This is a genomic window from Pantoea sp. KPR_PJ (assembly GCF_041386365.1).
In the GTDB taxonomy this organism is placed as follows: domain Bacteria; phylum Pseudomonadota; class Gammaproteobacteria; order Enterobacterales; family Enterobacteriaceae; genus Pantoea.
In genome coordinates, this window is the sequence record NZ_JABMIK010000001.1 from 1 (window position 1) to 22,857 (window position 22,857).

Here is a 22,857-nt window from a genome sequence, read left to right on the forward strand (position 1 = left end):
TCGTTAGCTCAGTTGGTAGAGCAGTTGACTTTTAATCAATTGGTCGCAGGTTCGAATCCTGCACGACCCACCATCTTCCCGGCAAACAGCGCAACAGGCTGTTTCCTGAAAGACTTCAGCATTGCTTCACAACCTAAAGATGGGTCGTTAGCTCAGTTGGTAGAGCAGTTGACTTTTAATCAATTGGTCGCAGGTTCGAATCCTGCACGACCCACCATCTTTAACGCAGGCATCAGGTTTGCGGGTTGTAAGCCCCGAGCGGGTCGTTAGCTCAGTTGGTAGAGCAGTTGACTTTTAATCAATTGGTCGCAGGTTCGAATCCTGCACGACCCACCAATTCAGAAAAAAGCGCCTTATGGGCGCTTTTTTCGTTTCTGTGCGCCGCAGATTAACAGACAGGTCCAACTCTGCCTTCCGGCCATGCGCAGTACACCCTGTAGCCAGCCGTTGCAGCAGAGGCGCAGGCTTGTTACGGCTTCGTTTTCTTCGGCTTCACCGCCACCAGATTCTCCCAGATATGCATCACCGCATAGCTGCGCCATGGACGCCACCGCTGCGAGCGTGCTTCCGCTTCAGAGGGCTTGAGGCCGCCCAGATTATTGCGAATGGCGATATCCTCCTTCGGAAAGGCATCGGGCCAGCGCATGGCACGCATCGCAATATAGTGCGCCGTCCAGGGGCCAATGCCCGGTAGTGCCACCAGCGCCTTCATCACCACGTCAGGCGACTGCGTGGCGTTAAAGCGCACCCTGTTTCCGGCATACGCCTGAGCAAAGGCGATAATGGCACGCGAGCGCGCGCTGACGATCCCCATTGGTGCCACATCATCAACCGTCAGGCTGGCTACGCGTGCGGGCTGTGCGGCGTAGCGCGTCAGGTCGGGGAACGGGGTCTCGCAGGGTTCACCAAAGGCCGCGGCAAAACGGCTGCTCACGGTGGTGGCGGCTTTCACCGTGACCTGCTGGCCAATGATCGCGCGCACCCCCAGCTCAAAGGCATCAAAAGCGCCCGGCACGCGTAACCCGGGGTTTTTCGCCAGGCTGGGTGCCAGCAGGGCATCCTGCCCCAGTCGGGCGGCGATCAGCTGCGGCTGGGCATCCAGGTCGAAAAGATCGCGCAGGCGACGCAGCAGCACGGGCAGCACCGGCGTCAGTGAGGTTGAAAAGGTTAACTGCAGGGCGTTCTTTTGCGGGAGATGGGACACGCTGATCCAGCCACGGCAGCGGCCCAGCGCCACCGTACGTCTCCAGCAGCCATCCTGTACCGCTTCCACCTCCTTCATCAGGTGCGTCTCTAAAAAGGCCAGCATCGCCTCCCAGTCATAGGGGGGGCGGTAGCTCAGGCGCAGAGTGGCGCTGTCGCCCGGCTGCGCATGCGTCGACGTCTTCGCACCTTTACGCAGCGCGCCTGGCGTCATGCGGTAGCGCGCCTGAAACACATCGTTAAAGCGACGCAGGCTGCTAAAACCGCTGGCATAGGCCACCTCCGTTACCGGCAGGGTCGTTTCCGTCAGCAGCTGCTTTGCCAGCAGCATACGGCGCGTCTGCTTGAGCTCCAGTGGCGACACACCCAGCTCCTGCTGAACAATGCGCCGCAGCTGGCGCAGGCTCATACCGAACTCTGCGGCAATCGCCTCCAGCCCCTGATGCTCCTCCAGCATACCCTCCTCAACACGCTGGATCAGCCGTTCAGCCAGGCGATGTGGCTGATCAACCGGCGCGTTGCCGGGCGCAAGCTCAGGGCGGCAGCGCAGGCAGGGGCGGAAGTGAGCTTTCTCCGCCGCCTCGGCGCTGGCGAAAAACAGGCAATTCTTCTGCTGTGGCGCTTTCACCGGGCAGATGGGGCGGCAGTAAATACCCGTTGAGGTCACGCCAACATAAAACACGCCGTCAAAACGGGTGTCGCGTGAGGTTAACGCCTGATAAGCAATGTCAGGATCGAACATAGTGACTCCCGTAAATAAACAGAGCCTATACCTGCTTCTGGATGCAGACTCGCTGTTTTCGGACAGCAAAGCAGTTTAGTCTGGTGACCGGAAACGGCCAGCGCGCCATGCGTAAAAGGCAATAATAGGAACTTCTCAAACAGGGAGAACGGCATTATGTATTACGTTAAACGTGTCTCTACGCCGGTCGGCGAACTGAAACTGGTGGCAAGCGAACGTGGACTCGCGGGCATTCTCTGGAAAAATGACGATCCGCACGGCGCGCGCTTCCTGCCGCAAATTCAGGATGCGTCTCATCCGATCCTGATCGAGACCGAGCGCCAGCTGCGGGAATACTTTGCCGGGGAGCGGCGCGACTTTACGCTGCCGCTCGACTTCATCGGTACTGCGTTCCAGAAGAAAGTGTGGAATGCGCTGGTGACGATCCCCTTTGGCGAAACGCGTAGCTACAGTGAAATTGCCCGTCAGATTGGTCATCCACAGGCGGTGCGCGCGGTTGGCGCAGCCAACGGCAGAAATCCTCTTTCTATCGTCGCGCCTTGCCATCGCGTCATCGGGGCGAACGGCAAGCTGACCGGGTTTGCAGGCGGTCTGGAGGTAAAGGCCTTTTTGCTGGATCTCGAAATGCCGCAAAAAGCCGTGATGCTGCCGCTCTTCAGTGACGAATCTGTCGATCGTACACCATAAAAAAACAGGACACCGCCGTGCGTTTCCGCTATCGTGTTTAGCATATAAAACACGGTGGCGAGATCATCCCGATTTATTGCCGTCATTCAGCAAAATTCGTTCATTTGATAAAACGAGAGCGGTGTAATGAGTGCTTTATTTGACCCAGAAAATGCAGTCTACCCTTTTCCGGCAAAACCCGCCCGGCTCAGCGCCGAGGAAAAAGCCTTTTATCTCAGCAAAATCAAACGACTGCTAAAAGCGCGCAACGCAGTGATGGTGGCGCACTACTACACCGATCCTGACATTCAGGCGCTGGCGGAAGAGACGGGCGGCTGCGTGGCGGACTCGCTGGAAATGGCGCGCTTTGGCAGCACGCATCCGGCGTCAACGCTACTGGTAGCAGGCGTGCGTTTTATGGGCGAAACGGCCAAAATCCTCAGTCCAGAGAAAACGGTGCTGATGCCGATGCTCCAGGCCGAATGCTCGCTCGACCTCGGTTGTCCCATTGAGGAGTTTAATGCCTTTTGCGACGCCCATCCCGATCGCACGGTGGTGGTCTATGCTAACACCTCCGCTGCGGTTAAAGCGCGGGCCGACTGGGTGGTCACCTCCAGCATCGCGGTTGAACTGATTGACCATCTTGACAGCCTCGGCGAGAAAATCATCTGGGCACCAGATCGTCATCTTGGTCGCTACGTTACGCAAAAAACCGGCGCAGACGTGCTGTGCTGGCAGGGTGCCTGCATCGTGCACGATGAGTTTAAAACCCAGGCGCTGCTGCGTATGAAAAATCTTTATCCCGACGCGGCGGTGCTGGTGCACCCCGAATCCCCGCAAGCGATAGTCGATCTGGCGGATGCGGTTGGATCAACCAGCCAGCTGATTCAGGCTGCCCAGCAGCTCCCGCATCCGCAAATGATCGTGGCAACCGATCGCGGCATCTTCTACAAAATGCAGCAGGCAGTGCCGGGCAAGATCCTGCTGGAAGCGCCGACGGCGGGCGAAGGGGCAACGTGTCGCAGTTGTGCGCACTGTCCGTGGATGGCGATGAATGGCCTGAAGGCGATTGCAGAGGGGCTGGAGCAGGGCGGCGCAGAGCATGAAATAGACGTTGATGCAGCGCTGCGCGAGGCGGCATTATTGCCGCTCAACCGCATGTTATCCTTTGCTGCGGAACTTAAACGTAAGGGACAAGGAAACGCCTGAGGGGCAGATGATGGATTTTTTTAGCACAAGCAACATTCTGGTTCACATCCCGCTCGGCGCGGGCGGCTACGATCTCTCCTGGATTGAAGCCATCGGCACGCTGGCGGGCCTGCTGTGTATCTGGCTCGCCAGTCTGGAAAAAGTGATTAACTATCCGTTTGGGCTGGTCAACGTCACGCTGTTTGCCGTGATCTTCTTTCAGATCCAGCTTTATGCCAGTTTGCTGCTGCAGCTCTTCTTCTTTGCGGCCAACCTGTACGGCTGGTATGCCTGGAGTCGTCAGACTGAAGATCGACAGGCCGCGCTGAAAATTCGCTGGTTACCCTTGCCGAAGGCGCTGGGCTGGGGCGCCGTCTGCGTGATCGCTATCGCCCTGATGACACGCTATATTGACCCGGTTTTCGCCTTCCTGACGCGCACGGCGGTGGCGCTGATGAATACACTCGGCCTGGCGGTGGCGATGCCGACCCTGCAGCCCGATGCCTTCCCGTTCTGGGACGCCTGCATGATGGTGCTCTCAATCGTGGCCATGATCCTGATGACGCGGAAATATGTCGAGAACTGGCTGCTGTGGGTGGTGATCAACGTTATTAGCGTAATGATCTTTGCCCGCCAGGGCGTTTATGCGATGTCGCTGGAGTACGCTATCCTGACGCTGATTGCGCTTAACGGATCGCGGATGTGGATTGGAAGCGCGCGCCAGCATGGCTCACGCGCGCTGTCGCGTCAGTGATGATGCGCCTGTTCACCGTGATGCGCATGATGATGTGTGGCGGCTGACCTCTCATCGTAGCCCAGCTCACAGTCGGGTGTGGTGCACGGCTGATACTCCATCTGCACCGTGGCATGCCCGATCTGATACTTCTGGTGCAGATAGCGATGGATGCGCTGCAGCAGCGCATCGTGATCGTAGGGTGGGATCACATGCACATGCAGCGTCACTACCGGCTTCTCGCCCACCTGCCAGACGTGCACGTGATGTACGTTGCGAACCTCTGGAATATTCAGCGTTAAATCGCGCGCCAGTTTCTCTACGTTAATGACCTCTGGCGCGCCTTCCAGCAGTTCATGCAGGCTTTCACGCAGCAGTGCCCAGGCGCTGCGCAGCACCAGCAGCGACACCAGCAGAGACAGAATCGGATCGACAGGCGTCCAGCCGGTATAGAGGATAATCACCGCTGCGACAATGGCCCCCACTGAACCAAGCAGATCGCCCATTACATGCAGCGCGGCGGCGCGCACATTCAGGTTCTTCTCCTCACTGCCGTGATGAAGCAGCCAGAATGAGAGCAGATTAGCCAGCAGGCCCGCAACCGCAATGCCAAGCATCAGGCCACCCGTTACCGGCTGCGGCTGATAGAAGCGGCGCAGCGCCTCCCAGACAATCAGCACGGTGATCACCAGCAGGGCGATAGCATTGACAAAAGCGGCCAGCGTAGTGAGTCGCAGCAGGCCAAAGGTATGGCGCGCGTTAGGCTTACGCTGGGCGAACTGCACCGCCAGCAGCGCCATCAGGAGCGCCGCGGCGTCGGTCAGCATATGTCCGGCATCGGCCAGCAGAGCCAGCGATCCGGAAATCCAGCCGCCGATCGCCTCAGCCAGCATAAAAATTGCTGTGACGGCAAACGCGGCAGCCAGGCGTTTGCGATTGCCTGCGGGCGCACTGTGAGTGTGGTTATGAGCCATAAGAGTCCAGTTTTTTCAGTAACCTGTTGGTGAGTAATAGTAGCAAATCCCATTCGTCCGGCGCGTCCTGGTGCTGCTTTGCGCTATCGGCCAGCTGCTGGCTCAGGCGGGCGCCCTGCTGCAGGCCAATCAACAGCCAGCTTCCTTTCATGCGGTGCGCGGCATCTGCCAGCTGCAACCAGTCGCCAGACTGACGTGCGGCGATAATGCGCGCCATATCGCCCTTTAGCGCCTCGCGCAGCGTCTGGCTGAGTCGCGTCAGGAACTTTTCGTTCTGCTGCGCCAGCTGGCGCAGATTATCATCCAGATCTGCCAGTGGATCTGCGTCAAAATGTGCCAGCAGGGCGGCAATGTCGCTGAGCTGAACCGGCTTAATCAGGACGTGCTCACTGGCCTGTAACGGCAGGCTAAGCAGCTGAGCGTCGGCAGAGCAGAGCACGCGCAGCGCCTGCGTCTGACGCTGCCGGTGACGTCGTCGCAGCAGGCGCAGCAGCAGCTGACCATCCGGGCGCGGCATCATCTGATCGATAAGCAGCAGATCGTAAGGATGTTCTGCATCCGCCCGCAGCAGCGCACGGCCGTCAGCAAAGCAGTCAGCCTCAATGGCGAAGCGCGCCAGCTGCTGCTGGAGCACCAGCAGGTTAGCCGGATGATCATCGACCACCGCGACGCGCAGCGCGGCGTAGCGGGGCAGGGCAGCGGCCTCCTGCGGGGTAGCCTCGCAGGGCTCAAGCGGCAGGCTGACCCTGACCTCAGTGCCCTGACCAGGCTGAGAATGCAGCGTAATGCTGCCGCCCATGCGCTGCACGATCTCGCGGCAGATAAACAGCCCCAGCCCGCTGCCCTGAACCGAAACCTTTTTGCCCGACGGGGCCTGATACCAGGGATCGAACAGCTTCGGCTGCTCTTCAGGCGGAATGCCGCTGCCGCTGTCCTGCACGCTAAACTCCAGCCGGTCGCTGACGGCGAGCGTCAGGCGAATAACCCCCTGCGCGGTGAATTTCAGCGCGTTAGTCATCAGATTGTTGATCACCTGCTGCAACCTGTCTCCATCGATCAGTACGCACTCTGGCAGCGGTGTTAACGCCTCGACGGCGAGAGTCGGACCGCCTGCGCGCATCAAGGGGTGGTAGAAGTGCTGCTGCTGCGCCAGCCAGTCTCGCAGCGCCAGCGGGCGTGGCGCGAGGGTAAAGCTGTTGCTCTCAATGCGCGCGTGATCCTGCAAATCGTTCAGTAGCGTCATCAGCGAACTGGCGCTGCTGTAGACCAGTGCCAGGCTGCGGGAGCGATCCTTTTCCAGCTCAAGCAGGCCCAGAATGGCCTGCATCGGCGTGCGCAGTTCGTGGCTTACGGTAGCAAGAAACTGACTTTTCATGGCGTTGGCGCGCTCGGCCTGCTGACGCTGAATACGCTCACGACGCTGCTGCCAGTAACGGCGCGCCAGCAGCAGCAGTAACATTACGATTGCCACGCCTGCGGCGGCGAGTACCAGCAGCGGCAGCGAGCGCATGGTCATGGCATTACCCGGCTGTGGCGGCGTGAGCCAGCGATCGCGCATCTGGCGCTGCGTGTCAGCAGGGATTTGTTGCAGGGCGCGATTCAGCAGCGGGCGCAGCAGCGGTTGATCCGCAGCCACTCCCAGGGCAATGGGCCAGGCAATATCGCTGGCAGCGAAGGCCAGGTGCAGGCGGTCGCCGTAGCGCCCGGCAATACGCCAGCGTGCCGACAGCACGTTATCGGCCAGCGCGTCGATTTGGCCGTTTGCCAGCGCGTCATAGAGGCTGGTGCGATCGCTAAACATCTGTGGCGTCACGTCGGCAGGCAGCAGCTGTGCCGCGACATCATCACGGAGTATGCCAACGCGTTTGCCCGCCAGATCGTGCCAGCGGTTCAGGTTCGCATCGCGCTGGCTGTAGAGGCCCCACAGGGCGCGCCATACCGGCAGCGTGGCCGGCTGCATCGCTTCCCCCTTGAGCGGCTGGGTCAGGCGCAGCTGTACCTGATGCTGCGCCAGCAGCGCTTCAGCCTGCTGCGGGCCGGAGACCCAGCGCGGCGCAAAACGAATGCCGCTGCTTTGCGCAATGGCGTTCAGCAGATCGACGCTGTAGCCGCGCGCCGCGCCGCTGGCGTCGCGGTAGCTCCAGGGGGCGTTATCGCTCTCCGCCGCGTAGTAGATAATCGGGTGCGCACTCAGCCATGTGCGCTCCGCCGCGCTCAACATCAGCGTTTGCGTATCCTGATAGCGCGGCAGCGGCGCCCCCCAGCGCGACTGAAGATGCGTGACCAGCTCGGCAGGCAGCTGGCGCAGACTCTGATTGAGCCAGTTAATGAGCGACGCATCATGAGCATAGGCGCGCAGCGTCAGCTGACCGACATCAAGGTCTGACGCAATCTGGTAGATCTCACCCTGCTGTAGCTGGCTCAGCAGAAAGCTGGCGCTGATTTCGTCCGCCACCACATAGTCGTTCTGCTGGTTCAACAGCGTCGAAAGCGCCTGCAGATCGTTGCTGTAGGTGCGCCAGCGATGCTTCTGCGCCACCGCCGCAGGCAGCTGTGCCAGCGTCACGGCGCTGATGGCAAGCTGAGCATTCTGGCTGTTAAACATCACGGCGCGGGCGTTGAGCTGGCTGCGATAGATGCGCAGCGGGCTGGTGAACCAGCTTTCGCTCTGCAGCACTCCTTCTGGCAGCGGGCTGGGCAGCGCGCCCAGCGCGAAGTCGATATGGTTAGCCTGTAACGCCGCAACAAGCTGCGCGCGATCGCTGAACAGCTGAAGCGAAAAACGTGCGCCGGTTAGCTGGTGCAGCGCCGCCAGCGCGTCGGCATCCAGCCCATAGAGCTCATCGCCAACGCGCATTGCCCAGGGCGCATTGCTCTCTTCAAGCAGGCCGACGCGCAGCATTTTTCCCTGCATCGTATCGGCACCGCTGACCGGCATCATCATCGGCAGATCGAGGCTGCTGACTGGCCGCACTTCCGCCTGCGCCAGTGGGATCATCAGACAGAGCAGCAGTACGCGTATCACTGCTGCGCTTTCCACAGGTCGGCCAGCTCCACGACCGAGTGGGCCCCGGTTTTTTCCAGAATGTTCTTTTTGTGCGTGCTGACGGTTTTATTGCTGATATGCAGCCGCTCGGCAATTTGCAAATTGGAGAGGCCATTTGCCAGCAGCGCCAGTACCTGCTGCTCTTTACTGGTAAGCGGCAGGGCGGGTTCAGTCACCTCAGGAGGAAAGGCGAGCTGGCCGCCCAGTACGGCGAGAATGGCACTCAGCAACTGCTCCATACGCTGACTTTTAACCACATAGCCCGCTGCGCCCAGCGCCCGGGCACTGCGCAAATAGTGGCTGCTCTGCTGCGCCGAGTAGATTAATACCGGGATCTGCGGAAAGTGCACCTGCAGCCGACGCAGGATCTCCAGACCGTCGCCATCCGGCAGGCCGATATCCAGCACGATAATATCCACAGGCTGCGTCAGCAGCTGGCGCGCCTGCTGCTCGCTGGCGGCGGACTGTAGGGTAATGGGAAAAGGTGCCTGTTCAAGCGCGGCTTCCAGCGCGACTTCAACCAGCGGGTGATCATCAATTAACAACAGCGAGGCCATGAAAGCGTCCTGAAAAAATTCATTGCCCCAGCATAGCGGAAGTTAGTGCGGAGAAAAATAATGGAGAGCCGAAGCTCTCCAGGGGAAATTACTGCGAAGTACCATCGGTTTTGCGATCGACCTGACCGCCACCCTCTTTGGTTTGTACCTTGCTGTTAATATCCGGGCATTTGCCATCTTTACACTGGCTATTCTGATCCATCTCATCGGCTGTCATATTGCTGCTGCCTGTGCTGCTGCCGTTAGCCGCTGGGTTGGTATTGGTGCCGGTATTATTAATTTTGCTGTTGTCGACATTATTGGGGGGCAGATTCTGTTTTGCACCGCCGGCTGCTGCACCCGCTTCTGCTGCCTGGTTAGCGGTACCGTTATTGTCAGCCAGTGCCGCACCGCTACCTAATGTCATTGCTGCCGTGAGAAAGATAAGTGCAAACTTATTCATCATTATGCTCCTGTAATCAATGATAGCTGCTGTCTTAAACCCGATGCTGCAGTTTGACGCAAAGATGTTCCGGCGAAATTTAATTTCACCCAAAGGTCGTCCGGAAGAGATAAATAATGTAAGCGAAGCATTCTTCAGTGCTTACAAGTTAAAAGCCTAGTTGATAACCCTATAAATGCAAATTTCACCCATGCATTAAAGGTGCGACCTGAATTTACACTCTGCATCCAACGGGATAAATTGACCGGGTTGCGCCCGACGCACGTCGGGCCAGGAATAAATGGAATGAGTATGAATTACCAGAACGATGATTTACGCATTCGGGATATTAAAGAGCTCCTGCCTCCCGTTGCGCTGCTGGAAAAGTTTCCTGCTACCGATAATGCTGCACGTACCGTTGCCGAGGCTCGCGAGTCCATCCATCAGATCCTCCAGGGCGAGGACGATCGCCTGCTGGTGGTGATTGGCCCCTGTTCCATTCACGACCCTCAGGCGGCAAAAGAGTACGCTTCACGTCTGCTGACGCTGCGTGATGAGCTAAAAGACGAGCTGGAAGTCGTTATGCGCGTCTATTTTGAAAAACCGCGCACCACGGTGGGCTGGAAGGGGCTGATTAACGATCCCTATATGGATGGCAGCTTCCAGCTGAACGATGGCCTGCGTCTGGCACGCCAGCTGCTGCTGGAAATTAATGACAGCGGTTTGCCTGCCGCAGGTGAGTTTCTCGATATGATCACGCCGCAATATGTGGCGGATCTGATGAGCTGGGGCGCAATTGGCGCACGCACCACCGAATCGCAGGTGCACCGCGAACTGGCGTCGGGCCTCTCCTGTCCGGTCGGTTTTAAGAACGGCACCGATGGCACCATCAAAGTGGCTATCGACGCTATTAACGCGGCGGGTTCGCCGCACTGCTTTCTCTCTGTGACCAAATATGGCCACTCGGCGATTGTTGAAACCAGCGGTAATGCAGACTGCCATATTATCCTGCGCGGTGGCAAAGAGCCGAACTACAGTGCGCAGCACGTCAGCGCGGTAAAAGCCGGGCTGGAGAAGGCGGGCCTGCCGCAGCAGGTTATGATCGATTTCAGCCACGCGAACAGCAGCAAGCAGTTCAAAAAGCAGCTGGAGGTGGCGGATGATGTGTCGGCGCAGATTTCAGGCGGCGAACAGGGCATTGTCGGCGTGATGATTGAGAGCCATCTGGTTGAGGGCAATCAGAGCCTGGAGAGCGGCGAGCCGCTGGTCTACGGCAAGAGCGTTACCGACGCCTGCATCGGCTGGGATGACACCGATAACGTCCTGCGCCAGCTGGCTGCAGCAGTCAGAGCGCGCCGCGGCTGACCGCAAGCCGCGGCCAGCAAGGGGCTGAGGCGGAACGCCTTGCGCTTTGCTTCATGCTGCGCGCACCGTTCATGCCGGGCGTGGGGTAGCGGCAGGCGTTTTGCCTGCACGCACCCGCAATAAAAAAGGCCAGACATCTGTCTGGCCTTTCTGCTTTTCAGCTGACGCTTACTTAGCTTTACCCTGGTTGGCAACGGCTGCGGCTTTTGCTGCAATCTCGTCGGCATCGCCCAGATAGTAACGTTTGATCGGTTTGAAATTCTCGTCGAACTCATAAACCAGCGGCACGCCGGTCGGGATGTTCAGTTCCAGAATCTCATCTTCGCTCAGGTCGTCGAGGTATTTCACCAGCGCGCGCAGTGAGTTGCCGTGAGCGGCAACGATCACTTTCTCACCGCTCTTGATGCGCGGCAGAATGCTTTCGTTCCAGTAAGGGATCACGCGTTCAATGGTCAGCGCCAGGCTTTCGGTGGTTGGCAGCTGCTCTGCGCTCAGTTTCGCGTAGCGCGGGTCGTGACCAGGGAAACGCTCATCACCGCGATCCAGCTCCGGCGGGGTAACCGCAAAGCCGCGGCGCCACTGTTTTACCTGCTCGTCGCCATATTTAGCCGCCGTTTCTGCTTTGTCCAGACCCTGCAGCGCACCGTAGTGGCGCTCGTTCAGACGCCAGGATTTTTCAACCGGCAGCCAGGCCTGATCCAGCTCATCGAGAACATTCCACAGAGTGTGAATGGCGCGTTTCAGCACGGAAGTGTAAGCAAAATCAAAGACGAAACCTTCTTTCTTCAGCAGCTGACCGGCTGCTTTGGCTTCGGTGCGACCTTTATCGGAAAGATCGACGTCATACCATCCGGTAAAGCGGTTTTCCTGGTTCCACTGACTTTCGCCGTGGCGGACCAGAACCAGCTTAGTTACGGCCATAGTTAACTCCTTAACTCTTTGATGTTTCTATGATAATGGAAACCTGCTGCAGCCATCCCGGCGCGTGCGCCTGACGGCACATTGATAGCGCCATACCATAGCGGAAAACGGCGCAGGGTGTAAGCCTGTCGGCGTCGCACTGCGCGTTTTTCATCCGCTAGCGCGGCGTAAAGCGGTAGCGCGTGACCGATTCCCAGCGCTCGCCCGGCTGTAACCAGCACGACGGCTGTGGCCATTCGGGATGATTCGGCGAATCCGGCAAAAATTCGCTTTCCAGCGCAATACCCTGGAAAGCAGTATAGCTTTCCTGTTCGCGCGCGCGCGTTCCGGCCAGGTAGTTGCCGGTGTAGAACTGTAGCGCAGGCGCGGTGGTCATTACGCTCAGCTCTAACTGGCCATCTTCAGACCAGAGCCGTGCCGCTGGCTGGCTGGCATCACCGGCGCTGTTGAGCAGGAAGGCGTGATCGTAGCCCTTCACCGCCTGCTGATCGGCATCCGCCAGAAAATCCTGCGCGACGGTTTTTGCTTCACGAAAATCGAAGCTGGTGCCCGCCACCGCTTTTAACGGCGCATTGGGAATGCCGGCGCTATCAACAGGCAAATATTTTTCGGCCAGCAGTTGTAAGCGATGCTGACGCGCGTCGCCATGATGCGCATCAAGGTTAAAGTAAGCGTGGCTGGTCAGGTTAACCGGACAGGGTTGATCAACCTCCGCCTGATAGCTGATCGACAGCGTATTATCCTCTTCCAGCGCATAGCGAACCTGGGCCAGCAGGTTGCCCGGATAGCCCTGATCGCCATCTGGCGAGTCAATGCGGTAGACCACATCGCTGTCGCTCTGGCTGACGATCTGCCAGCGACGCTTGTCAAAACCTTCCGGCCCGCCGTGCAGCTGGTGTTCGCCCTGATTCGCCGCCAGCTGAATCTTTTGCTGCGTCAGCGTCGCATGAGCGATGCGGTTGGCGTAGCGGCCTATCGTCGCGCCAAGATAGGCATCCTGATGCAGATAATCTGACGGCGTGGCGCAGCCGAGCAGCGTCTCGCGTACGCTACCGTCATGCATCGGCACCCGCGCGGAGAGCCAGGTGGCCCCCCAGTCCATAAAGGTTGCGACCATGCCGTTGGCGTTGCGCAGCACGGTAATGCGCCACGGCTGGCCGTCTGGCGCATGCGAGTTGACGTCATTTAGCATTGGCCAGCTCCTTCTGATGCGGTGCAGACGTAGAACGTCTCTCTGATGCCGGTTTTCGCTTCATACTGTTCGGCAACCGCGGCTTTCACCCGGTCGACGAGCTCGAATGGCATCAGCGCCACCACGCAGCCGCCAAAACCGCCGCCGGTCATGCGCACGCCGCCGCGATCGCCGATTTCAGCCTTAACGATCTCCACCAGCGCGTCGATGGGGGGAACGGTAATCTCGAAGTCATCGCGCATAGAGGCGTGCGATTCTGCCATCAGCTCGCCCATGCGTTTCAGATCGCCTTTGCTCAGCGCCTCGGCAGCCTCCAGCGTGCGTGCATTTTCGGTCAGGACGTGACGCACGCGCTTTGCTACCTGCGGGTCCAGCTCATGTTCAACCGCTTTGAACTGGTTGATATCGACGTCACGCAGGGCAGGCTGAGCAAAGAAGCGCGCACCAGTTTCACACTGTTCGCGGCGCGTATTGTATTCACTGCCTACCAGATTACGGCGGAAGTTGGAGTTGATGATCACCACGGCAATCTCTTTTGGCATTGAAACCGGGCGCGTGCCGAGCGTGCGGCAGTCAAGCAGCATAGCGTGATCTTTCTTGCCCAGCGCAGAAATGAGCTGGTCCATGATGCCGCAGTTGCAGCCGACAAACTGGTTTTCCGCTTCCTGTCCGTTGACCGCAATCGCGGCACCGTCGAGCGACAGGTGGTAGAGCTGCTGAAATACCGTGCCGACCGCCACTTCCAGCGAGGCTGAAGAGCTGAGGCCCGCTCCCTGCGGGACATTGCCGCTGATCACCATATCCACACCGTTAAAGCTGGCGTCACGCTGCTGCAGATGTTTCACCACGCCACGCACGTAGTTAGCCCACATCGGCTCTGTGAGGCTGAGAATGGGGTCATCCAGAGAGAAGCTGTCCTGCTGATTGTCATAATCTACCGCCACCACGCGCACCTGACGATCGTCGCGCCTGGCGCAGGCGATCACGGTCTGATAGTCGATGGCGCAGGGCAGCACAAAGCCGTCGTTATAGTCGGTGTGCTCGCCGATCAGGTTGACGCGTCCCGGTGCCTGAATGGTATGGGTCGGCGCATAGCCAAAGGTGTCGGTAAAAACCTGCTGCGTGATCTCTTTTAAGCTCATTACTCTGCCTCGCGGAAATGAATGTCGCTGATGGCACGCAGACGTTCTGCTGCCTGTTCTGCCGTTAAGTCGCGTTGGGTTTCAGCCAGCATTTCATAGCCGACCATAAATTTGCGTACCGTCGCTGAACGCAGCAGCGGCGGGTAGAAGTGCGCGTGCAGCTGCCAGTGTTCATTCTCTTCACCGTTAAACGGAGCGCCGTGCCAGCCCATGGAGTAGGGGAAAGAGCACTGAAACAGGTTGTCATAGCGGCTGGTCAGCTGTTTGATCGCTTTTGCCAGGTCCGCACTCTGTTCCGGCGAGAGATCGTTCAGGCGTTTGACGTGGGCTTTCGGCAGCAGCAGGGTCTCAAACGGCCAGGCTGCCCACCAGGGCACCACCGCCAGCCAGTGCTCCGTTTCCACCACGGTGCGGCTGCCGTCATTCAGTTCGCGCGCCGCATAGTCCACCAGCATCGGCGAGTGGTGTGTCGCGAACCAGGCGCGTTGATTGTCATCTTCACGCTGCGCTTCATTCGGTAAAAAGCTGTTGGCCCAGACCTGGCCGTGGGGGTGGGGGTTGGAGCAGCCCATCGCTGCGCCTTTATTTTCAAACACCTGCACCCAGGGATAGTGCTGGCCAAGCTCGGCAGTCTGTGCCTGCCAGGTGTTTACCACCTCCTCCAGCGCAGGCAGCGACATCTCCGGCAGGGTTTTGCTGTGATCGGGTGAAAAGCAGATGACCCGACTGATGCCCCGTGCGCTTTCGCAGCGCATCAGCATATCGCTGCTTTCCGGCGCTTCCGGCGTATCGGCCATCAGCGCGGCAAAGTCATTCGGAAAAACGTAGGTGCCTTTGTAGTCAGGATTCTTGTCGCCGGTGATGCGCGTATTGCCCGCGCAAAGAAAGCAGTCCGGATCGTGCGCCGGAAGTCGCGCTTGCGACGGGGTTTCCTGCGCGCCTTGCCAGGGACGTTTGGCACGGTGGGGTGAAACAAGAATCCATTGATCAATTAATGGATTGTAGCGGCGATGCGGATGATCGACCGGGTTGAATTTTTCCATGTTGAGTCCTGGTTAACGTCAAAAAGCCAGACAGGCAATGTTAAAAAGTAGCACATCAGCGCCCGGTAAAGCGTGATCAAGTCTGGATAAATGGAATCGTTTACACAAGCTGAAAATTCTTATTCAACGGCTTTTGTTGCAATGATGGCAGAAAAAAAACACGCCTGAATGGTAGCGGTTACATAGCTCCGTTACGCGCGCTGTAAGAGACGCCGCAGTGCGGCGTCTTCGGCGTTAACGCAGGCTTTCCTGCCTGAAGGTGTAGCCCTCTGCGTCAGGCACAAAGCTCAAGCGGTGGGTAATACAGTGCGGTGCATCTTCAGCATGATGCGAGACGAACAGCAGCTGAGTACCACCTTCGCCAATCAAAATATCGACAAAGCGGCGCACCAGCTGACGGTTGACAGGATCCAGCCCCTGCAAAGGCTCATCCAGAATCAGCAGCGCTGGATGTTTGACCAGCGCGCGGGCGATCAGTACCAGACGCTGCTGGCCCCACGAGAGGCTATGAAACGGGGCATCAGCCAGCGCATTATCCATACCCAGCAGCGCCAGCCACTGACGCGCCAGCGCTTTTTGCCGCTCTGATACCGCCTGGTAGAGGCCGATAGAATCGAAAAAGCCCGAGAGGATAACGGTGCGCACGTTAGCGCTGACGCGGTAGTCCAGATGCAGGGTACTGCTGACGTAGCCAATATGCTGCTTGATATCCCAGATGGTTTCACCGCTGCCGCGTTTGATGCCGAACAGCGTCAGATCGTTACTGTAGCCCTGCGGATGATCGCCGGTGACCAGACTGAGCAGCGTCGATTTTCCCGCCCCGTTAGGGCCAACGATCTGCCAGTGTTCGCCCGGGTTGACCTGCCAGTTCAGGCCGTTGATCACCGCCTTATCGTTATACGAGACCACGCCGTTGCGCAGCGTGACGCGCGGCGCGTTGTCAGCCAGCTGCGGTAGCTGATCGGGCGCATCCGGCTCTGGCAAGGCCATGCCCTCAAGCTGTTCGCTGTGGGCCAGCTGGGCCACCAGCGCTTCTGCCAGTATCGCGTCGCGAGCGCCAGCGTGGGTCAGCGCGCACTCCACCAGCACGCCAACCTGCTGAATAAACGCGGGGATATCCTCGAAGCGGTTTAACACCAGTACCAGCGTCACGCCAGGCTGTTGCAGGCTTGCCAGCGTTTCCGTCAGGCTGGCGCGAGACGCAACGTCAAGGCCATCAAAGGGTTCATCAAGGATCAGCAGGTCGGGCTGCTTCATCAGCGCCTGGCAGAGCAGGACTTTGCGCGTCTCGCCGGTAGAGAGATATTTGAAGCGTCGGTTGAGCAGAGAGGTAATGTTGAACTGTGCGGCCAGCGCTGCTGCACGCGCTGCCTCTTTGACCTCATCCTGAATAATCTCCAGCGCGGTGCGTCCGGTGTCGTTCTCGCCTTCGCTCAGCAAGTCGGTATTGTTGCGCTGCCATTCGTCGCTGACCAGCTTCTGCAGCTGCTCCAGCGACAGACGCGTCGGACGCGCGAACTGGCTGGTGAACGTGCCTTTCTCCGGCGTCAGCTCGCCCGCCAGCGCGCGTGCCAGCGACGATTTTCCACTGCCGTTCGCGCCCACAAAGGCCCAGCTCTGGCCACCTGTCAGCTGTAACGCACCGAGATTCAGTAAACGGGTATCGCTAAGGCGAAACGTGCCTTGCGAAATTTGCAACAAAGCCATGATCTGTTCCATTTTTTGCATTGATTACTGAGTTGTAACCATAGCCGTCAGCGAAGTCAAATCGTGGCGCAAACCTCAGAGCAGGGTGGCGATGATCGCATGCTCCGCGTTAAAGCTTGCCGTCACGCTGTCACCGGGTTGCAGCTGCAGCTGTTCAACCTGTGAATTCATCAGGGTGGCGCAGAGCGTCTCGCCGCTCGGCAGCGTCATCAGAAGTTCACTCATCTGCTCGCCTGGCTCAATCTGGCTTATGCTGGCAACGAGCTGGTTGTCTGCCTGTGAGGAGCCCCGGCTGACCTGAATCCACGGCGCTTTAATGAGCACCAGCACCTCTTTGCCCGCGTCGAGCTGCAAACGTTCAACGCTGCGCTGGGTGAGCGCGACGTTAAGGTCGGTGGCACCATCAGCCAGCCGCACCCGCAGATGCTGCACCACCTGACGGTCATCGTGCGTGACCACCGTGCCGAACAGCTGATTGCGCGCGCTGGTCTGCAGGGAAAAGCGCGCAATGGTGGCCAGCAGGCTGTCGAGCGGCACGGCATCGTTTTGCAGTGCATCAAAGGCCTTTTGCTGGATCTGCTCCAGCAGATGAAAGAGCTGGATGAGCCGCTCGCCGTAGCGCGTCAGATGCGCGCCGCCACCGCCTTTGCCGCCGGTGGCCCGCTCAACCAGCGTTTCGTCCGCCAGCTGGTTCATCTCATTAATCGCATCCCAGGCGCTCTTGTAGCTGATACCCGCCAGCTTTGCCCCCTGGCTAATTGAGCCGGTTTCGCGGATGCGTTTCAGCAGCGCCATGCGGCGCGGGTCGGCAAACAGCTTCTGCTGTAGCCGGATTGACAGAGAAAGTTCTGCCTGCATAGGGGCTCTCCAGAACACGTGACTGGCACGATCATAGCGGCGATGCGCGTAAAAAGTAAAAGCACGAAAAGGGCAGTGCGTTTTTTTCCTCAAACGTTACAATCACTTTTTTACTTTGCTGAGTGAGACTTCCATGCTGGAACTGATTAAAAGCCTTGCTGTAGCGGTGATTATGGTGCCGGTGGTCATGGCGATTATGCTGGGCCTGATCTATGGCCTGGGCGAGATGTTCAACGTTATCTCGAAATTTGGCCGCCGCGAGCACTCTTCACGCTCCTCCCATTGATTCCCCGACGCCCGCTTAAGCGGGCGTTTTTATTTGCGTCTGCTTAACCTTCTCCTTTTCCTGCCGATAATTTTATAACGCTCCCCGACCAGGCGTTGTAGTATCGCCTATACAACGTAAAACAGGAGAAAACCATGTTACGACTCTCATCCCGTTGGGGTATCGCCGCTGCGCTGAGTATCATGCTGACCGGACAGGCGGTAGCGGCTGAAAAGGTGACGGTGTTTGCCGCCGCGTCGCTGACCAATGCGCTCCAGGAAATTGCCGTCCGGTATAAGAAAGAGACCAACGTTGAGGTGGTCTCCTCATTTGCCTCCTCCTCTACGCTGGCGCGGCAGATTGAGCAGGGCGCGCCTGCCGATCTCTTTATCTCTGCGGATCAGCAGTGGATGGATGATGCGATGGCGAAAAAAAGCATCGAGGTGGCAACGCGCGTTACCTTGCTCGGCAACGAGCTGGTACTGGTTGCACCGCGCAGCGACAGTGCAAAGCCGGTTGCCCTCAATGCACAGACCGACTGGAAAAGCCTGCTCAATGGCGAGCGTCTGGCTGTAGGGGATCCAGACCATGTTCCGGCCGGGATCTATGCTCAGGAGGCGCTACAAAAACTGGGGGCCTGGGAGCGTGTTTCGCCGCTGTTAGCGCGTGCCAACAATGTCCGCGCGGCGCTGGCGCTGGTGGAGCGCAACGAGACGCCTTACGGTATCGTCTATGGCTCTGATGCGGTTGCCAGCACTAAAGTGCAGGTGGTGGGCACCTTTCCGGCCTCCAGTCATAAGCCCGTGGAATACCCGATGGCGATAGTAAAAGCGCAGGACAACGCCACCGTTAAGGCGTTTTATGATTACCTGAAAGGGCCGAAAGCGGCTGCCGTGTTCAAACAGTACGGATTCTCCCCGAAAGCATGATATTCAGCGATCCCGAATGGCAGGCGGTAATGCTTAGCCTGAAAGTCTCCAGCATGGCCGTGCTGTTTAGCCTGCCGTTTGGCATTCTTATGGCCTGGATTCTGGTGCGCTGCCGCTTTCCAGGCAAATCGCTGCTCGACGGTATTATCCACCTGCCGCTGGTATTACCCCCCGTGGTGGTGGGCTATTTGCTGCTGGTGGGCCTGGGGCGACGCGGCGTCATCGGCCAGTATCTTTACGACTGGTTTGGCTTCAGCTTCGCCTTTAGCTGGCGCGGCGCAGCGCTGGCGTCGGCCGTCATCGCCTTTCCACTGATGGTGCGCGCTATCCGGCTGGCACTGGAAGCGGTCGATCCGCGCCTCGAGCAGGCGGCGCGCACGCTTGGCGCAGGCCGCTGGCGCGTGTTTTTCACCATTACCCTGCCGCTCACGCTACCCGGCATTATTGTCGGAACCGTACTGGCCTTTGCCCGCTCGCTGGGCGAGTTTGGTGCAACCATTACCTTTGTTTCCAATATTCCGGACGAGACACGCACGCTGCCGCTGGCAATGTTTACCCTGATTGAGACACCGGGTGCAGAAGGGGCGGCGGCGCGGCTCTGTATCATTGCCATTGTGCTGGCGCTGCTCTCCCTGTTGATCTCTGAATGGCTGGCGCGCTGGGGCCGCAAAAGGATGGGCAGCGCATGCTGACACTTAACTTTTCACAACGGCTGGGCGATCACCAGCTTGAGATCGATACCCGGCTTCCGGCCAGGGGCATCACGGCCGTGTTTGGCGTTTCCGGTGCGGGTAAAACCTCGCTGATTAATGCCATCGCCGGACTGACGCAGCCGCAGCACGGCACCATTGCGCTTAACGATCGGCTGCTGCTTGACGTGGCGCAGGGCATCAACCTGCCGCCGGAAAAGCGGCGCGTCGGCTACGTTTTTCAGGATGCGCGCCTGTTTCCGCACTATCGCGTACGCGGCAATCTGCATTACGGCATGTCATCCACCATGAAAGGGCAGTTTGACACGCTGGTGGCGCTGCTGGGCCTGGAGACGCTGCTGGATCGTTTTCCGCTGTCGCTCTCGGGCGGGGAAAAACAGCGCGTCGCTATTGGCCGGGCGCTGCTGAGCGCGCCCGATATCCTGTTGATGGATGAGCCGCTGGCGTCGCTTGACCTGCCGCGCAAGCGTGAGCTAATGCCCTATCTGGAAAAGCTGGCGAAGCAGGTTGCGATCCCGGTGCTCTACGTCACGCACAGCCTTGATGAAATTTTGCAGCTGGCAGAAAACGTGCTGGTACTCGATCGCGGCAGCGTAAAAGCCGTTGGCCCGCTGGAGACCGTCTGGGGCAGCCGCGCAATGCGCCCCTGGCTGCCACTAAATGATTTGACCAGCGTATTGCGCGTGCAGGTGCTGGAACATCATCCCGACTACCCGATGAGCGCGCTGTCGCTCGGCGACCAGCATATCTGGGTCAGTCGGGTTCAGGCTCCCGTCAAAACGCCGCTGCGCATCCGCATTGCCTCGGCAGATGTGTCGCTGGCGCTACAGCCGCCGCAGCACAGCTCAATACGCAATATTCTGCCGGCGCAGGTGACAGAGCTGCTTGAGGTAGGCGATCAGATTGAGGTGCAGCTGCGCATTGGCACCAGCCAGCTCTGGGCGCGTATTTCGCCCTGGGCACGGGATGAACTGGGCATTCGGCCAGATCAGTGGCTCTATGCCCAGATTAAAAGCGTATCGGTTACCGCCTGATTACAGTAGATGCTGTTCGATGAGTCTGGCAATGCCGGGTTCCAGATTGGTGCCGATAACCTGCCGCGCGCGCGCTTTGATCGCCTCGTCGGCGTTGCCCATTGCCACACCGAGTCCGACGGCCTCCAGCATGCTGAGATCGTTATAGTTGTCGCCGAAGGCGATCACCTCCTCCATACTGAGACCCAGCGAGGCTACCCACTCTGCCAGCCGCTTGCCCTTGCTGTTGCCGCGCTGGGCAATATCGACCTGATCGTGCCATGACCATTCGCACGCCAGCCCCAGCTCGGCTTCCACACGTTCGGCAAACTGTTGCAGCTCGGCGGTGTTTTCATGCGACAGCGCAAATTTCCAGATGGAGGTTGCGTTGCGTGCTGCCTGCGCCAGGTCAGGCACCTGAATAAACTGCGGACGCTGGTGCGGCGGCAGCGATTCGGCCCACTTCAGCGTGCGCGTAACGTGTCCTGTTGGCGTTTGATAGAGCATGGCGTCATCGACGTAGAGCAGGCCATGAATACCCTGCGCATCCAGCATCTCGATGACGCGCAGCGCCTGCGCCTTATCCAGCGGGTCGGAAGCGAGCACCTTTTTTGCCTGGTAATCATACAAGTAGGTGCCGTTGCAGCAGATTGCGGGTGTATCCAGCTCCAGCGCCTGATAAAAAGGATGAATGGCACAGTGGTGACGGCCAGTAACGATAGCTACCTTGATGCCAGCCTGACGAGCGCGCTTCAGCGCCTCGATCGACTGAGGCAGGATGGTTTTAGCGGGCGTCAGCAGTGTGCCGTCCAGATCGAGGGCGATTACGCGATAGCTCATGACTCATTCCGTCTTAAGGTGTTAAAGAGCCATCGAGTCTACACCGGGGCGCGGCCCTGAGACAAAAAGCAGGGCACAAATGATTCCGGCGCGCCGTAGCAAAACAGGCTACAGTGAGCCTCACAGATAAAACTGACAGGCTGCGAACAAGGAGAATGCATGAAACAAGTCGTTTATACCGCCAGTCCCGAGAGCCAGCAAATTCACGCGTGGCGGCTGGATGAAGAGGGCGCACTGTCGCTGTTGCAGGTGACGGATGTCTCTGGTCAGGTTCAGCCGATGGTGGTCAGTCCGAAGAAAGATTTTCTCTACGTTGGTGTACGCCCAAACTTTCGCGTGCTGGCGTTTCGCATCGCGGCAGACGGCACCCTGAGCGAGGCGGGCGAAGCGCCGCTGCCGGGCAGTCCGACCCACATTTCCACCGATCGTCACGGCAACTATCTGTTTTGCGGCTCCTATAATGACGCCTGCGTCAGCATCAGTCCGATCGGCGAGAACGGATTGCCGCAGGCTCCCACGCAGGTGATCCGCGAGCTGGATGGCTGCCACTCGGCCAATATTGATAACGCCAACCAGACGCTGTTCGTGCCGGCGCTGAAGCAGGATCGTATCTGCCTCTATGCGCTCAGCGATGACGGCAGGCTAACACCGCGCGATCAGGCACAGGTCACCACGGTGGAAGGTGCCGGTCCGCGCCATATGGCGTTCCATCCCAACGGCAGTTATGCCTACTGCGTCAATGAGCTGGACAGCACCGTGGATGTCTGGGCGCTGAACAATGCGCACGGTCAGGTTGAGCGCGTGCAGTCGCTGGACATGATGCCGCCGGGCTTTAACGAAACGCGCTGGGCGGCAGATATTCATCTGACGCCGGATGGCCGTTTTCTTTACGCCTGCGACCGCACCAGCAGCACGCTGACCGTTTTCAGCGTCAGCGAAGATGGTGGCCTGTTAACCATTGAGGGCTATCAGCCGACTGAGAGCCAGCCGCGCGGCTTCAATATCGACCACAGCGGCCGCTATCTGGTGGCGGCAGGGCAGAAATCCCATCATATCGAGGTCTACCGTATCGATGAGCCGCAGGGGCTGCTGACGCCGCTGGCGCGCTATGCGGTCGGTCAGGGACCGATGTGGGTCGTGATCCATCAGCTGAATTAACGCAGGAAACAGGGTCTCAGGCGGCGGCGACCCGCGCCTGGTCGCCTGTGGCCCAGGCCAGGATCCCGGGCGCCCGCCAGGGGGATGCTGGCCGGACGTCACCTGAGCTCATGCGGACTCAGACAGGCGCTGCCAGAAAAGAGCGGCAGAGTTTGCTGTCCGAGGGAAAAGGCGTGAGAAGGCG

21 protein-coding genes and 2 tRNA genes are annotated in these 22,857 nt (G+C 59.0%); 11 read left to right on the forward strand and 12 right to left on the reverse strand.

Going from position 1 to position 22,857, the window contains the following annotated elements; all coding sequences use genetic code 11:
* Nucleotides 1–141 precede the first annotated feature (141 nt).
* Nucleotides 142–217: transfer RNA gene (locus tag HP564_RS00005), tRNA-Lys, on the forward strand.
* A gap of 43 nt (nucleotides 218–260) precedes the next feature.
* Nucleotides 261–336: transfer RNA gene (locus HP564_RS00010), tRNA-Lys, on the forward strand.
* A gap of 133 nt (nucleotides 337–469) precedes the next feature.
* Here the strand turns inward: HP564_RS00010 and HP564_RS00015 are convergent.
* Complete coding sequence (locus HP564_RS00015; protein WP_371238994.1) at nucleotides 470–1,945, reverse strand: AlkA N-terminal domain-containing protein; 1,476 nt, start codon at nucleotides 1,943–1,945, stop codon at nucleotides 470–472.
* 156 nt (nucleotides 1,946–2,101) lie between these two features.
* Between HP564_RS00015 and HP564_RS00020 the strand changes: the two genes are divergently transcribed.
* The 3 genes from HP564_RS00020 (at nucleotide 2,102) to pnuC (ending at nucleotide 4,553) form a co-directional block, all read left to right on the forward strand.
* On the forward strand, nucleotides 2,102–2,632 hold the full coding sequence (locus tag HP564_RS00020) for a methylated-DNA--[protein]-cysteine S-methyltransferase (protein WP_371238996.1): 531 nt from the start codon (nucleotides 2,102–2,104) through the stop codon (nucleotides 2,630–2,632).
* Between the two features lie 126 nt (nucleotides 2,633–2,758).
* Nucleotides 2,759–3,820, forward strand: a complete 1,062-nt coding sequence (gene nadA / locus HP564_RS00025; protein WP_371238998.1) for a quinolinate synthase NadA — start codon at nucleotides 2,759–2,761, stop codon at nucleotides 3,818–3,820.
* Between the two features lie 10 nt (nucleotides 3,821–3,830).
* Nucleotides 3,831–4,553: a nicotinamide riboside transporter PnuC gene (pnuC, locus tag HP564_RS00030; RefSeq protein ID WP_371240593.1), complete on the forward strand. Its 723-nt coding sequence runs from the start codon at nucleotides 3,831–3,833 to the stop codon at nucleotides 4,551–4,553.
* On the opposite strand, the gene zitB is transcribed toward pnuC, so the two are convergent.
* The 4 genes from zitB to HP564_RS00050 form a co-directional block, all read right to left on the reverse strand.
* A complete protein-coding gene (gene zitB / locus HP564_RS00035) occupies nucleotides 4,547–5,506 on the reverse strand; it encodes a CDF family zinc transporter ZitB (protein WP_371239000.1) in 960 nt (319 codons plus the stop codon). The two genes, pnuC and zitB, sit on opposite strands and share 7 nt — an antisense overlap.
* A complete protein-coding gene (locus tag HP564_RS00040; protein WP_371239002.1) occupies nucleotides 5,496–8,546 on the reverse strand; it encodes an ATP-binding protein in 3,051 nt (1,016 codons plus the stop codon). Before HP564_RS00040 ends, zitB begins: the two co-directional genes overlap by 11 nt.
* Nucleotides 8,528–9,109 (reverse strand): response regulator, encoded by a 582-nt coding sequence (locus tag HP564_RS00045; protein ID WP_371239004.1) that lies wholly within the window; start codon nucleotides 9,107–9,109, stop codon nucleotides 8,528–8,530. Before HP564_RS00045 ends, HP564_RS00040 begins: the two co-directional genes overlap by 19 nt.
* Nucleotides 9,110–9,197: 88 nt before the next feature.
* The gene (locus HP564_RS00050; protein WP_371239006.1) at nucleotides 9,198–9,554 is read right to left on the reverse strand and encodes a YbgS-like family protein; all 357 of its coding nucleotides are present in this window, start codon (nucleotides 9,552–9,554) and stop codon (nucleotides 9,198–9,200) included.
* A gap of 288 nt (nucleotides 9,555–9,842) precedes the next feature.
* Here HP564_RS00050 and aroG point away from each other — a divergent pair, with 288 nt between their 5' ends.
* On the forward strand, nucleotides 9,843–10,895 hold the full coding sequence (aroG, locus tag HP564_RS00055; RefSeq protein WP_371240595.1) for a 3-deoxy-7-phosphoheptulonate synthase AroG: 1,053 nt from the start codon (nucleotides 9,843–9,845) through the stop codon (nucleotides 10,893–10,895).
* A 168-nt stretch (nucleotides 10,896–11,063) separates the two neighbouring features.
* Here the strand turns inward: aroG and gpmA are convergent, their stop codons facing one another.
* From gpmA to modE, 6 genes are all read right to left on the reverse strand, one after another.
* Nucleotides 11,064–11,816: a 2,3-diphosphoglycerate-dependent phosphoglycerate mutase gene (gene gpmA, locus HP564_RS00060; protein WP_371239008.1), complete on the reverse strand. Its 753-nt coding sequence runs from the start codon at nucleotides 11,814–11,816 to the stop codon at nucleotides 11,064–11,066.
* Nucleotides 11,817–11,973: 157 nt separating this feature from the next.
* Nucleotides 11,974–13,008, reverse strand: coding sequence for a galactose-1-epimerase (galM, locus tag HP564_RS00065; protein WP_371239010.1), 1,035 nt, complete (start codon nucleotides 13,006–13,008; stop codon nucleotides 11,974–11,976).
* Nucleotides 13,002–14,150 (reverse strand): galactokinase, encoded by a 1,149-nt coding sequence (galK, locus tag HP564_RS00070; RefSeq protein ID WP_371239012.1) that lies wholly within the window; start codon nucleotides 14,148–14,150, stop codon nucleotides 13,002–13,004. The genes galM and galK overlap by 7 nt, the downstream gene beginning before the upstream one ends.
* Nucleotides 14,150–15,193 (reverse strand): galactose-1-phosphate uridylyltransferase, encoded by a 1,044-nt coding sequence (gene galT, locus HP564_RS00075; protein WP_371239014.1) that lies wholly within the window; start codon nucleotides 15,191–15,193, stop codon nucleotides 14,150–14,152. Before galT ends, galK begins: the two co-directional genes overlap by 1 nt.
* Nucleotides 15,194–15,427: 234 nt before the next feature.
* Nucleotides 15,428–16,900 (reverse strand): molybdate ABC transporter ATP-binding protein ModF, encoded by a 1,473-nt coding sequence (modF, locus tag HP564_RS00080; RefSeq protein ID WP_371239016.1) that lies wholly within the window; start codon nucleotides 16,898–16,900, stop codon nucleotides 15,428–15,430.
* A 75-nt stretch (nucleotides 16,901–16,975) separates the two neighbouring features.
* Complete coding sequence (gene modE, locus HP564_RS00085; RefSeq protein WP_371239018.1) at nucleotides 16,976–17,758, reverse strand: molybdenum-dependent transcriptional regulator; 783 nt, start codon at nucleotides 17,756–17,758, stop codon at nucleotides 16,976–16,978.
* Between the two features lie 133 nt (nucleotides 17,759–17,891).
* Between modE and HP564_RS00090 the strand changes: the two genes are divergently transcribed.
* The 4 genes from HP564_RS00090 (at nucleotide 17,892) to modC (ending at nucleotide 20,696) form a co-directional block, all read left to right on the forward strand.
* Nucleotides 17,892–18,044: an AcrZ family multidrug efflux pump-associated protein gene (locus HP564_RS00090; protein ID WP_371239020.1), complete on the forward strand. Its 153-nt coding sequence runs from the start codon at nucleotides 17,892–17,894 to the stop codon at nucleotides 18,042–18,044.
* A gap of 134 nt (nucleotides 18,045–18,178) precedes the next feature.
* Nucleotides 18,179–18,952, forward strand: a complete 774-nt coding sequence (gene modA / locus HP564_RS00095) for a molybdate ABC transporter substrate-binding protein (RefSeq protein ID WP_371239022.1) — start codon at nucleotides 18,179–18,181, stop codon at nucleotides 18,950–18,952.
* The gene (gene modB, locus HP564_RS00100) at nucleotides 18,949–19,644 is read left to right on the forward strand and encodes a molybdate ABC transporter permease subunit (protein ID WP_371239024.1); all 696 of its coding nucleotides are present in this window, start codon (nucleotides 18,949–18,951) and stop codon (nucleotides 19,642–19,644) included. Before modA ends, modB begins: the two co-directional genes overlap by 4 nt.
* Nucleotides 19,638–20,696 carry a molybdenum ABC transporter ATP-binding protein ModC gene (gene modC, locus HP564_RS00105; RefSeq protein WP_371239026.1) on the forward strand — a complete coding sequence of 353 codons (1,059 nt, stop codon included), beginning with the start codon at nucleotides 19,638–19,640 and terminating at the stop codon, nucleotides 20,694–20,696. The genes modB and modC overlap by 7 nt, the downstream gene beginning before the upstream one ends.
* On the opposite strand, the gene HP564_RS00110 is transcribed toward modC, so the two are convergent.
* Entirely contained in the window at nucleotides 20,697–21,515 is an 819-nt protein-coding gene (locus HP564_RS00110; RefSeq protein WP_371239028.1) for a pyridoxal phosphatase, read from the reverse strand.
* 159 nt (nucleotides 21,516–21,674) lie between these two features.
* On the opposite strand from HP564_RS00110, the gene pgl reads away from it, so the two are divergent.
* Nucleotides 21,675–22,673 carry a 6-phosphogluconolactonase gene (pgl, locus tag HP564_RS00115; protein ID WP_371239030.1) on the forward strand — a complete coding sequence of 333 codons (999 nt, stop codon included), beginning with the start codon at nucleotides 21,675–21,677 and terminating at the stop codon, nucleotides 22,671–22,673.
* The last annotated feature ends 184 nt before the right edge of the window (nucleotides 22,674–22,857 follow it).

Bases quoted from the DNA above. Each gene is read 5' to 3' on its own strand.
- zitB (WP_371239000.1), bottom strand. From the start codon at position 5,506: ATGGCTCATAACCACACTCACAGTGCGCCCGCAGGCAATCGCAAACGC.
- modE (WP_371239018.1), bottom strand. From the start codon at position 17,758: ATGCAGGCAGAACTTTCTCTGTCAATCCGGCTACAGCAGAAGCTGTTT.
- HP564_RS00050 (WP_371239006.1), bottom strand. From the start codon at position 9,554: ATGATGAATAAGTTTGCACTTATCTTTCTCACGGCAGCAATGACATTA.
- HP564_RS00110 (WP_371239028.1), bottom strand. From the start codon at position 21,515: ATGAGCTATCGCGTAATCGCCCTCGATCTGGACGGCACACTGCTGACG.
- galK (WP_371239012.1), bottom strand. From the start codon at position 14,150: ATGAGCTTAAAAGAGATCACGCAGCAGGTTTTTACCGACACCTTTGGC.
- HP564_RS00045 (WP_371239004.1), bottom strand. From the start codon at position 9,109: ATGGCCTCGCTGTTGTTAATTGATGATCACCCGCTGGTTGAAGTCGCG.
- modA (WP_371239022.1), top strand. From the start codon at position 18,179: ATGTTACGACTCTCATCCCGTTGGGGTATCGCCGCTGCGCTGAGTATC.
- pnuC (WP_371240593.1), top strand. From the start codon at position 3,831: ATGGATTTTTTTAGCACAAGCAACATTCTGGTTCACATCCCGCTCGGC.
- HP564_RS00090 (WP_371239020.1), top strand. From the start codon at position 17,892: ATGCTGGAACTGATTAAAAGCCTTGCTGTAGCGGTGATTATGGTGCCG.
- HP564_RS00015 (WP_371238994.1), bottom strand. From the start codon at position 1,945: ATGTTCGATCCTGACATTGCTTATCAGGCGTTAACCTCACGCGACACC.
- galT (WP_371239014.1), bottom strand. From the start codon at position 15,193: ATGGAAAAATTCAACCCGGTCGATCATCCGCATCGCCGCTACAATCCA.
- pgl (WP_371239030.1), top strand. From the start codon at position 21,675: ATGAAACAAGTCGTTTATACCGCCAGTCCCGAGAGCCAGCAAATTCAC.
- modC (WP_371239026.1), top strand. From the start codon at position 19,638: ATGCTGACACTTAACTTTTCACAACGGCTGGGCGATCACCAGCTTGAG.
- galM (WP_371239010.1), bottom strand. From the start codon at position 13,008: ATGCTAAATGACGTCAACTCGCATGCGCCAGACGGCCAGCCGTGGCGC.
- gpmA (WP_371239008.1), bottom strand. From the start codon at position 11,816: ATGGCCGTAACTAAGCTGGTTCTGGTCCGCCACGGCGAAAGTCAGTGG.
- nadA (WP_371238998.1), top strand. From the start codon at position 2,759: ATGAGTGCTTTATTTGACCCAGAAAATGCAGTCTACCCTTTTCCGGCA.
- modF (WP_371239016.1), bottom strand. From the start codon at position 16,900: ATGGCTTTGTTGCAAATTTCGCAAGGCACGTTTCGCCTTAGCGATACC.
- aroG (WP_371240595.1), top strand. From the start codon at position 9,843: ATGAATTACCAGAACGATGATTTACGCATTCGGGATATTAAAGAGCTC.
- modB (WP_371239024.1), top strand. From the start codon at position 18,949: ATGATATTCAGCGATCCCGAATGGCAGGCGGTAATGCTTAGCCTGAAA.
- HP564_RS00020 (WP_371238996.1), top strand. From the start codon at position 2,102: ATGTATTACGTTAAACGTGTCTCTACGCCGGTCGGCGAACTGAAACTG.